Origin of the sequence: Sphingomonas montana (assembly GCF_001956315.1) — a bacterium.
Lineage (GTDB): Bacteria > Pseudomonadota > Alphaproteobacteria > Sphingomonadales > Sphingomonadaceae > Sphingomonas_R > Sphingomonas_R montana.
Map to the genome: position 1 here is coordinate 1 of NZ_MOLY01000046.1, position 10,320 is coordinate 10,320.

At 66.7% G+C, this 10,320-nt stretch carries 8 protein-coding genes; 3 read left to right on the forward strand and 5 right to left on the reverse strand.

The window, feature by feature from the left end:
* Window positions 1-1,131 precede the first annotated feature (1,131 nt).
* The gene (locus tag BKY59_RS15190; protein WP_076073009.1) at window positions 1,132-3,585 is read right to left on the reverse strand and encodes a TonB-dependent receptor; all 2,454 of its coding nucleotides are present in this window, start codon (window positions 3,583-3,585) and stop codon (window positions 1,132-1,134) included.
* A 237-nt stretch (window positions 3,586-3,822) separates the two neighbouring features.
* Between BKY59_RS15190 and BKY59_RS15195 the strand changes: the two genes are divergently transcribed.
* From BKY59_RS15195 to BKY59_RS15205, 3 genes are all read left to right on the forward strand, one after another.
* Window positions 3,823-4,221 (forward strand): hypothetical protein, encoded by a 399-nt coding sequence (locus BKY59_RS15195; RefSeq protein ID WP_076073010.1) that lies wholly within the window; start codon window positions 3,823-3,825, stop codon window positions 4,219-4,221.
* Window positions 4,222-4,331: 110 nt separating this feature from the next.
* Window positions 4,332-4,661: a UrcA family protein gene (locus tag BKY59_RS15200; RefSeq protein ID WP_206362088.1), complete on the forward strand. Its 330-nt coding sequence runs from the start codon at window positions 4,332-4,334 to the stop codon at window positions 4,659-4,661.
* Window positions 4,662-4,833: 172 nt separating this feature from the next.
* The gene (locus BKY59_RS15205; RefSeq protein WP_240500138.1) at window positions 4,834-5,679 is read left to right on the forward strand and encodes an MBL fold metallo-hydrolase; all 846 of its coding nucleotides are present in this window, start codon (window positions 4,834-4,836) and stop codon (window positions 5,677-5,679) included.
* Window positions 5,680-5,807: 128 nt separating this feature from the next.
* Here BKY59_RS15205 and BKY59_RS15210 read toward each other — a convergent pair whose 3' ends face one another.
* The 4 genes from BKY59_RS15210 to BKY59_RS15225 all read right to left on the reverse strand — a co-directional run bounded on the left by BKY59_RS15210 (window position 5,808) and on the right by BKY59_RS15225 (window position 10,316).
* Window positions 5,808-6,731, reverse strand: coding sequence for a Vgb family protein (locus BKY59_RS15210; RefSeq protein WP_076073012.1), 924 nt, complete (start codon window positions 6,729-6,731; stop codon window positions 5,808-5,810).
* Between the two features lie 38 nt (window positions 6,732-6,769).
* Window positions 6,770-7,663, reverse strand: a complete 894-nt coding sequence (locus tag BKY59_RS15215) for a sterol desaturase family protein (RefSeq protein WP_076073301.1) — start codon at window positions 7,661-7,663, stop codon at window positions 6,770-6,772.
* A 156-nt stretch (window positions 7,664-7,819) separates the two neighbouring features.
* Window positions 7,820-9,397 carry a tetratricopeptide repeat-containing sulfotransferase family protein gene (locus BKY59_RS15220; protein ID WP_076073013.1) on the reverse strand — a complete coding sequence of 526 codons (1,578 nt, stop codon included), beginning with the start codon at window positions 9,395-9,397 and terminating at the stop codon, window positions 7,820-7,822.
* Window positions 9,398-9,410: 13 nt separating this feature from the next.
* Window positions 9,411-10,316, reverse strand: a complete 906-nt coding sequence (locus BKY59_RS15225; RefSeq protein ID WP_076073014.1) for a response regulator transcription factor — start codon at window positions 10,314-10,316, stop codon at window positions 9,411-9,413.
* Window positions 10,317-10,320 lie beyond the last annotated feature (4 nt).

Sequence of the window (10,320 nt, forward strand, 5' to 3'; positions counted from 1 at the left end):
AAGCAGTCCCCACTGCCACAACCTGCAGGCAGCACCTTGCTAAACATCGGGCTCCCGCTCGGACAGGCCGGTCCGGACAGCCCGAGATCCTGGCCATCGACCGGCACACGCAAATGCCAACATTTGCCGTACTGGGCCTGACATCCAGCCGTATCGCGTCGGAAGATCAAGGACGCGCGTGCGACAACGGTCGAGCGCCTGTTCGGCATCTAGCTAGCGAACAATGCCCCGATCGCGACGCTGTCGCAACTTCCTAGCCGCCAGTTCGGGGGAGGTCCTGTCCGAGGCGAACCTGCGGGGACTTGGTCCATCCGAAACGCAGGTGGTGATTGACGGTCGGCGGCGAGATTGATGTGCGGGTCTTTCTCGACCTGGATCGGCGCGGCCATGTCATTGCCGGCTACGGCTTGCAGGCGAGGCCGGAGAGGATGGATTGTTGACCTTCGGCGACTTGCCCAGACTATCTCAGCAGCGCCTGCGGGAAGCAGGGCGGCGGTCGCTGTGCGTGCTTCAACAGCCTCAGGGGTCGGATTTCCTTAGCAATTCGGTGCCCATGAGGGACCCTCCAGGAGTTGGGTCCCTCCATATGCTCTGCGAATATGAGCGGATATTTTCGTTGTGAATGTCGTCAGTGTCGAGACACGAACGTAACGAGCCGGAGTGCCCGTCCTTCGCGCCCAATGCGGCCGGGTAGATATCGGCAACGGTCTTGCCGGGCTTGGTTTTGGTAGAGGGGGTGACGAACAGCTGACCGGTTCGCCGGTTGATGGTTGCGCCTGAATTGATCGAGCCGAACGAGTCCGTCGGTAAATCCGCGCCGTGATCCGGTCGACCCCCTTAAAAATCACGGTGCGATCGATCGGACCAGTATCTTTCGCGCCGTGCAACAGATTGTGGATATCGGCCACGCGCGCAGACGGTCGGGAAGCCGGGACACAGGCACGTGCTCGCTCCGCTGCGAAGCGTGTCGGCTGAATGTGGTTCGGGAAGAACCGCGGCCGATGCGGAACGGAACACCGCATTGGTCCGATTTTTGCCGGCCGCCCAAGGTCCTGCACCTCGCCGGATATCTCCGGCAGGACGCAGATTCTTGGTACAAGTGCCAGACCCAGTCGGTTGGCCCCGGGCCGATCAATAATGGAGCCGGAATTCCACGCCGACCCGCCGAGGAGTCAGCACGCCGCGGGAATAATAGCGTTCGACCGTGTCGGTCCGGACCTGGTTGAACGAGGACCGATCGTTGCTGATCGCGGTCACCGCATATTTATCGAAGATGTTGTCGGCGAAGAGACCGATTTCGAACGGTGCGGTGATGTAGTTCAGCGATGCGCTGTGCGTCACATAGCTCGGGATCGCCTCGCCATTGCCGCGCAGGCCGACGCGGGAATAGATGCTGCCGCGGTAGACAGAGGCCCAGTTCGCCTGGATCCGGCGACCGTCGCCGAGCGGATGATTATAGACGAGCTGCGCGCTGCCGGAATTCTTGGCCGAGCCGGGCAGCCGATCGCCGTCGAACGCATCGTCGCGGACGCCCTGGCTGACGACCAGTCCGGTGACGTCCCGCGTCAGATGGGCATCGACATAGGAGTAAGTGCCGATCACCGCCAGATTGGGCGTGATCTTGAACGTGCCTGAAAAATCGAAACCCTTCGACACTGCCTCCGCGCCGTTGACTGTGATGCCGATCGCGCCGTTCAACGTCTGGCTGGGCACCTGGACGCCCGACCATTTGACATGGAAGGCATCCACCGTGAACTGGAGCCGCTTGTCGAACAGGCTGGTGCGCACGCCGATTTCCGCATTCTTGGTCCGGTCCGGGCCGTAGAACAGCTCGTTGGGCAGGGCGCACAGGACCTGGCCACCCGAGGCGGCCCTGGCCAGATCCTCCGGCGTGCAGGCCACGACCTGATTGACGCCGCCGACCCGGTAGCCGGTCGAGTAGGTGGCATAGGCCAGCAGATCGCTGCTGAACTTGTACGACGTGTTCGCTTTCCAGACGAAGCCGTCCTTGCCGGTTCCCCCGGTCCGCACCCGCGCGGGGTTGATCGTCGTGGACGGGAAGGGGCCGATCCCGACGCCGATCAGTGGGAGGGCGCTGCCGCCGGCGACGGTGGCATCATATTTGAAGTAGCGCAGACCGCCCGTCACCTGCCACGCGCTGGTCAGGTTGAGCGTCGCTTCGCCGTAGACCGCCTTTTCCACCGTCTTGCTGCGCAGCTGGGCAATATATTCCAGATTGTCGGCCCGGTCGAGGCCGGCAAATTCGGAGAAGCCCGGCGTATATTCGCGCCGGTCGGTGTTGAGTTTCAGGCGGTTGTAGAAGCCGCCGATCACCCAGTTCAGCGGACCGCCATGGGTGGAGACGAGCCGGACCTCCTGATTCAGCTGCTTATACTTGCGTTCGTTGTTGGCGAAGGAAGAGAAGGCCGGGAACGCTTCATAGCCATAGTCCAGATCGAGCAGCAGATCGGTGTTGTCGTCGGTCGTGCTGATATCCTGCTCGGTATAGGCGGTGGTGCTGACGAGCTGGGCGATGTTGCCGAGCCCGATGTTGAATTCGGCCGAAAACAGATCCGCGCTGCGGTCGACCGGTTCGAGATAGCGGAACGGCCCTTCATAGTTGCCGGTGCCCAGCACGCCCGCGCCATTGGCCTGTCGCCCGCCGGTCTTGGTGCGTTGATGCGCGTAGGTGAGGTACGCCTTGATGTCGGGATTATATTGAAGCAGCAGCTGGTTGCGCGTGGTGAACGTGCGTTCGTAGTTCACATCCTCGCGGCGCCGGAAGTTGGCGGCATAGTCCGCGGTCGTGCCGAACGATCCGGTCGACGTCGCGGTCGCGCGGCCGGGTTGCGGGTCGGAAACGCCCGGCTGCTGGAGCAGGTAGTTGTAATCGATGAAGCCGGCGTTGCGGTAATAGCCGGTCGAGGTGCGGAACGCGACATGGTCCTTGATCAGCGGGACGTTGATCGCGACGTCGCCGACCCCGCCGAAATCGTCAGAGTGCGACTGCGCATAGCCGCGGCCATGGACATCGACCGAGAAGCGATCGGTTTCGGGGCGGTTGGGGATGTAACGGACCGCGCCGGCCAGCGTGCCGAGGCCGTAGAGCGTGCCCTGCGGCCCCTGCAGGACCTCGACCCGGTTGACGTCGATCAGCTTGAAATCAAGGTAGAGCGGCACTTCGCCCAGATAGACCCCGACCGAGTTGCCGGCGTTGGCGCCGAATACGCTGGTGTCGCCCGACGCGATGCCGCGCAGGATGATGCCACCGGTCGATGCCGGGCCGGTATCGGCCACCGTGACGCCGGGCGTGAAGGAAGCCAGCGAGCGGATATCGTCGAGCCGCTGCGTCTGGATCGTTTCGGAGGATACGGCGGTGATGTTGATCGGCGCATCCTGCAGCGTGGTGCGGCGGCGGCTGCCGGTGACGATGATCTCGTTGGCGTCGGCGACGGCGGTTTCCGCGCCGGATGCTGCGGGCGCGGTAGCGGTGGCGACTGTTTCCTGGGCCAGTGCCGGCACCGCCATCACGCCGACCAGCGCGGTCGCGCACAACAGACCAGCGCGCGAAAATCGTCCTGCCATATAAGCCCCCTGATACCTGAAACGCGGTCGCCCCTCCGCGACCGTATCGATGCCGGCACCTCGTTCGGGGGCCAATGCTGGGAGGAGAGTGTGGATATTCCGGACGGACCGACATGGGGTGTTTGACGTAAGCCGCATGATGCGGAGGATGCGCGCCGGGCGCCGGGGCGGACGACGTCGAATAGCCTACGTCAAACAGCGAATGCCCCGGCCGCGCGGGGCGCGGTATCGGCGGTCATGGCCATCCACGATCTTCGTCGTTTCATCGTCCCGTTCGCCGGCCTGTTCTGTGCGCTGACGATGGTGGCCGCACCGGCGCAGGGGGCGCGGGCGATGCGGGCGCGGCTGGTACAGTGCGGGCCGGAAAGCTGCCTGCGTCTGTCGGGATATCGGCCGAGCGCGACGGCGGTCGTCCGGATCGGCGCGCGGGCGCTGGCGGTGGACGGTGGGCGCAAGTGGCAGGCGACGGTCCCGCTGACCGTGGCGCGGACCTGGCCGATCGCGCGGGGCTATGCGTTGCGGGTGGTCGTCGCGGATCCGGATACGCTTACGGAGCGGTCCGAGCGGGTGCTGCTGCCGCCCGGCGCGCTCGGATCGCGCAACGAGATCGCGTCGCTGGTGGTCAGCGCGCGCTGATTTCGGACGCCCGCGCGGCCGCCTTGTGCTTGTGATCGCCGGGGGGCGGTCCTACATCCTTGCAACCATGCTGCCGGAGAGCGGCAGGTTCACAATAGCAGGAGATGATGATGAAGATTGGTCTCGCGGTCTGTGCCGCAGTGTTGGCGGCGTCGCCCGCCCTTGCCGCAACCGCCGCAAATCCTTTTTCCGCCGACACCGCCGTGCTCGACCTGAGTGGGATCAACTTCGCCAGTGTCGACGGGCAGAAGCGCCTGGCGATCCGCATGGACGATGTTGCGAACAAGGTGTGCGGTCAGGGGATGAGCACGATCCACCTGGCACTTGGCGCGCAGGCCCGCGGTTGCCGTGCGGACGTGATCGCCGACATCCGTGCCCGTGTCGCCGTCGCGACCGCCGCACGTGAGCCGGCACGCGGGACGCAGCTGGCAGCACGCTGATTTTTTACGCGGGCCGCGGTCGGGCGATCTCCGCCCGGCGGCGGTCCGGTAAATGGCGTATGGCGGGCCGCGTCCCGGTGTCTAGTCTCGCCGGATGATGTCGGCGCCTTTCAGACATATCAGGCGCGGTGTGTTCGGTTCGGGCACACTTGCCGTCGCTGCATTTCTTCTGATGGCTGCGACTGGGGCCGACGTCGGGCCGCACTTCGCGCCTTGGATCGACGGCACGACAGGGGGCGAACCCGGGACGCAGGTACAGCGTATCGATGCGGACACGTTCGCGATCCGGCAATCGGTACGAACGAATTTCGAGGCGCCGTTCCTCTACCTGCTGTTCGGCCGCGACCGGGCGCTGTTGATCGACAGCGGAGCCGGCGGCCTGGCAATCCGGCCGACCGTGGACCGACTCGTCGCGGACTGGCGCGCGCGGCATGGGCAGCGGGCGATCCGGCTGATCGTCGCGCACTCGCATGGCCATGGCGATCATCATGCCGGTGACGACGAGTATCGCGACCGGCCGAATACCGTCATGGTCGGATTGAAGCCGGCAGAGGTCGCGGCGTTCTTCGGAGTCCGGGACTGGCCGCGCGGGATCGGCCATTACGAACTTGGTGGTCGGACGCTGGATATCGTGCCGACGCCGGGTCACGAGCCGGCGCATGTCATGGTCTATGATGCGCGGACGCGGCTGCTATTCTCGGGCGACATGCTGTATCCGGGGAGGCTGTACGTGCCGCGCGATCGGTTCGATGTGTTTCGCGCAAGCGCGGAACGACTGGCCGGTTTCGCCCGGACCCATCCGATCCGCGCGCTGCTAGGGGCGCATATCGAGATGACGACGACGCCCGGACAGGATTATCCGATGGAGGCTGCCGCGCATCCGTCCGAGCATGGCCTCGCGCTTGCACCGTCGGCGATCGCGGAACTGGCCGCCGCGACTGCTTCCGCCAAGACGCCGCCGGCCATCGATCGGCACCACGATTTCATCGTTTATCCGGTCGCGCCAAGGCCGGAGTGAGGTTTGTTCGTCCGAGCGAAGTCAGGGGGGTGCCGTAGCCCGTCCCGGCTTCGCTCGGAATGGATGGTTCATTTATCCTCCGTTCCATTTGGTTGCGTGGCAAGCGACGTGTCAGCGCAGTCCGGGCGTCAGTCGCCGGCCGTTCGTGGAGTGGCCCACCAGGACAGGGTATGGGCGTCGTGTGCGCTGGTCCAGATGCCGGCGGGCGTATAGCGGAGCGCGCCGCTGCCGGCCGCCTTGCCCAGGCGTGCGGTGATGGCGAGCGAGGCGGGGTCGATCACCACGAAGGTCTGGCCGGCGGTCGTCCGCAACCATACCTTGCCGCCGCCCGTGTCGATGTCGCCATATTTCAGCGTCTCGTCGACCTTGACCCGGCCGGATACCTTGGCGGTCGCGGGATCGATCCGCGCGACGGTGCCGTCGCCCTGCTCCTGCACCCAGACCGAACCCTCGCCGGCGGTCAGGAAACCGGGTTCGCGGCCGAGCGCCGTGGTCGCGACGACGCGGTTGGTGGCAGGGTCGATCTTCTGCAGGCTGCGCTGCGTGCCGCTGGCCGCCCAGAGCGATCCCATGCCGAAGGTGAGGTAGAAGCTGTCCGGATTGACCGGGATGGATGCGGTGACGGTGTTCGTCGCGGGTTCGATCCGTGCAATCATGCCTTTGGCGTCGCTCGCTACCCAGACCGATCCCGCGCCGGCGACGACGTTCAGCTCGCCCTTAGGATTGGCGATGCCGGTCGCGATCACGGCGCTGACCTTCGCGGTCTTCAGGTCGATGCGGCTGAGCGTGCTGGTCTTGCAGTCCGCGACCCACAGCGACCGGAACGCGATCGTCATCGCGCCGCAGGGATGCGCCATGGCGACCGACGCCCGCTTGCCCGCGCGGGACCAGCGTTCGACGCGCCCGACATTGGTGGCCCACACGGTGTCGCCGTCGACCGCCAGGAAATCCGCGAAGCCGGGCACCGGCATCACCTGTTCGCGCGGGTCGGCGGCGGATGCGGGGGCCGCGGCCAAGGTGCCGGCGAGCAACGCGGCGGTCCAGATCTTCATCGTCAATATCGTCTCCAAGGTTCGTGCCGCGCGTCGTGTCATGCCGATCGGGCGGAACCTTTCACCGCGCGGTCGGTCCGGCGCGCATGCAACCGGTCGATCAACGGGCGCGCCGGGAAGAGGAACTGTTCCGGGATGGTCAGCCGCCGCCGGTCGTCCTGACCCACCATTTCGGCCTCGCCCTCGCGGTAGGTGCCGAAGATGCGGTCGAGCAGGATCAGCGAATTGCCATAGTTGCAGCGCGTTTCTTCATAGCCGGTCGAATGGTGCAGGCTGTGGTTGCGGATTGTCGTGAAGACGAACGCGTACCAGCGCGGCGGATCGAAGCGCGTATTGGCATGGGCGAAGGTTGCGACCACCGCCAGGATGTTGATCGCGCAGAAGATCGCGGCCTGTGGCAGATCGAGCAGCGCGACAACGCTGAGGCTGATGAGGAACAGTTCGATCGGGTTGCCGACCGCGCCCTTCATCGCGTTGAGCTGCGTCAGGTGATGATGCGGCGCGTGCGTCGACCAGAAGAAGGACTGGTTGTGCATCAGCCGGTGGAGCCAATATTGCCCGAATTCGATCAGCAGCACGACCAGTGCGACCTGAACCAGGAACGGCAGCTGCATCGCCCAGGGGGTGCCGATCCCAAGCGCGTCCTTGGCCGCCTTCAGCGGTTCTTCGGCCAGCGTCGCGGTCGCCCAAGCGATCACGGTATAGCTGAGGATCACGTAGAAGACGTCGGTGAGGAATTCGCGTTTCGTCAGGCGCCAGCTCGAATGGCGTTCGTTCACCCATTCGAGACCCTGGATCAGCGCGGTGGTGAGCAGGGTCGCGGCCACGATCGACCAGGGGCTGGCGATCCAGCCCGCCGGGCCGAACGCCCAGAACAGCAGGATGCCGGCGACCATGACCGGTTGCACATAACTCGACAGGACTTTGTTCATCGCATCCCACCCGGTGCGGTCGGCCAGGATGCCGACATGCGTCTGCACCCTAGGTTGCGGGAACCGGGGTGGCAGGTGTGCGAATGACGTACGTCGGCGCGGTGGCGTGCGATGGTCCCGTGGTGTTTTCAGCCGCAGACGGGGCGCGGCTGCACCTCAGTCGACGGCGATCCCACGCGAGATGAGGAAGGCGCGGGCGGGGGCGAGGGCGTCGGCGTGGCGGCGCCAGCGATCGACGGCGTCACGGTAGAGCGGGCGCCGGACCTGTGCGGCGCTGGGCGTGGAGACGGGTGCGGCGTTGGCGTGGAAATCGAGGCAGGCGTCGGACCAGTCGAGGCCGCAATGGTCGAGCAGACGCGCTGTTTCGCACTGCTGGTCCGCGACGAGCGATTCGTAGCCGAGTTCGAGCACGCGGCCGGGGAGGGCGGTACGCCAGAGGGCCATCAGCCGGTCGAAGCGCTCGTAATAGGCCGCGATGTCCAGCAGGTCGTAGCTATAGTCGTAGTAGCGCGAGCCGATCGCGAACAGGTTGCGGAAGTTGGCGAGGATCGTGTCCATCGGGTTGCGGCGCAGGCAGATGATCGTCGCGTTCGGCAGCGCCCGCGCGATCAGCCCGACGTAGAAGACATTCCCCGGAAACTTGTCGACGAAGCGCGGCCGTGCGCCGGCGACATGCGAGGCGGCGCGGGCGAGATAGTCGCGGCCGATGGCGGCGAGATCGGCGCCGGCCGCGGCGTGGATCGTGTCAACGTCGAGGACAGTGCGGCTACGCGTGCCGGCGGCGGCCTTGACCGCGAGCGGCATGGCCTGGAGTTCGCCGGCGCTTTCGACGGCGGGGTGGGAGGACAGGATGCGATCGACCAGCGTCGTGCCGGTGCGCGGCATGCCGACGATGAAGATCGGTGATGCCGGCGAGGGATCCACGACCGGGGACTTAGAGATCTTCGGCCAGGCGGCGGTGACGGCGTCGAAGATCGCGGCATCGTCGGCGAAGCGGTAGGGGAGCGTGGCGCGGTGTTCGGCGTTCGCCCCGGTCAGGATCGCGAAGGCGGCGTGCGGGTCGGCGAGGTCGTCGATCTCCTTGGCGAGTGCATAGCCGAGCAGCAGTCGGTCGCGGGGCGCGCGGGCGGCCCTGCGGGTTTTCGTCAGCCGGTCGACATGGTTGCGGTCCGGCGTCTGGCGGCGCAGGCCGGCGAGCAGGTGATGGGCGCGGGCATCGGCGGGGGTGAGCGCGAGCAGGGCTTCGATCGCCTGTTCTGCCTCCTCCTGCCGCCCGACGAAGCTGAGCGCGGCGGCGTGGTTGTAGCGGAACGCGGTGTTCGCGGGGGCGAGGCGTATCGCCTCGGCGAAATGCGGGAGCGCGGCGGCGTGATCGCCGAGCCGGGCGTAGACGCAGCCCATCGTGTCGCGGCCGAGCGCGTCGGCCGGGGGTGAGGCTTCTGCGGCGGCAAGCGCGCGGGCGGCGTCCGCATCGCGCCGGACGAGCGTGTAGAGGCGGGCGAGCTGGGCGTGATATTCGCCGCGGCCGTCGCGTTCAACCGCGGTTTCGATCAGGCCGATCGCGGCGGTGACCTTGCCCAGCATGGCCGAGGCGACCCCGGCGAGGAAGTGCGCCTCGGCCGCGTCCGGAGCTTCCGTCCGCCAGCGTGTGGCGGACGCGAAGGCGTCGTCGGCATCCCCGCGGGCAAGTGTGGCGCGGATCGCGGCGGCGCGTGCGGGGATCGGCCGGTCCATGCGATTCGGGGCCTTAGCGGGTGAGCGTGGCGACGGCGATCGCCGTTGCCGACGCGCGATTTTCGACGCCCATCTTCTCGAAGATCTGTTCGAGATGCTTGTTCACGGTGCGCGGGCTGATCTCCAGGATCGCGCTGACTTCGCGGTTCTGCTTGCCGCGGCTGATCCAGAGCAGCACTTCCGCCTCGCGCGAGGTCAGCCCATGCTGGGCGGCGAGCGTCGCCTTGTCCTCGCCCTCATGGCGTTCGGCCAGCCGGAACACCCATTGGTCGGCGGCGGTGGTGCGCAGCAGGCCGGCCTCGAGCGTGCGATCGCCAGCGGCCACTGAGACACGCGCGCCGGGCGTGGGGGCGCTGGCCTGCAACGCGCGGAGTGCGCCGAGAAACGGTTCGGGCAGGCGGGCCGATGCGCAGGACCAGCCCGGGAACAGCCGTTCGAGCATCGCGCTGGCCGCCGGCGTCAGCCAGAGCGGTTCGCCGGCCCCGTCGACCGCCAGCGCCGGCCGGCCGCTCATGTCGAGCGCCAGATGGCTGCCATGTGCGACGCGCGCGGTGTTCAGGTGGACCCGGATGCGTGCGAGCAGTTCGTCGATCACGATCGGCTTGCTGACGAAATCGATCCCGCCGGCGGTCAGCCCGCGCACGACCTGGTCGGGTTCGGTCAGGCCGGTCATGAAGATGATCGGCAGGTGCTGGAACGCCGGCTGCGCCTTGATCCGCCGGGTCGTTTCGAACCCGTCGAGGTTCGGCATCACCGCGTCCATCAGGATGAGGTCGGGCGTGATCTTCTTCAGCAGATCCAGCGCCGCCAGCCCGTCGATCGCGATCAGCACGGTCATGCCGGCCTGTTCGATCGTCGTGGTCAGGAACCGCAACGCCTCGGGCGTGTCGTCGACGACCAGGACGACCGGGCGCGCCATGCCG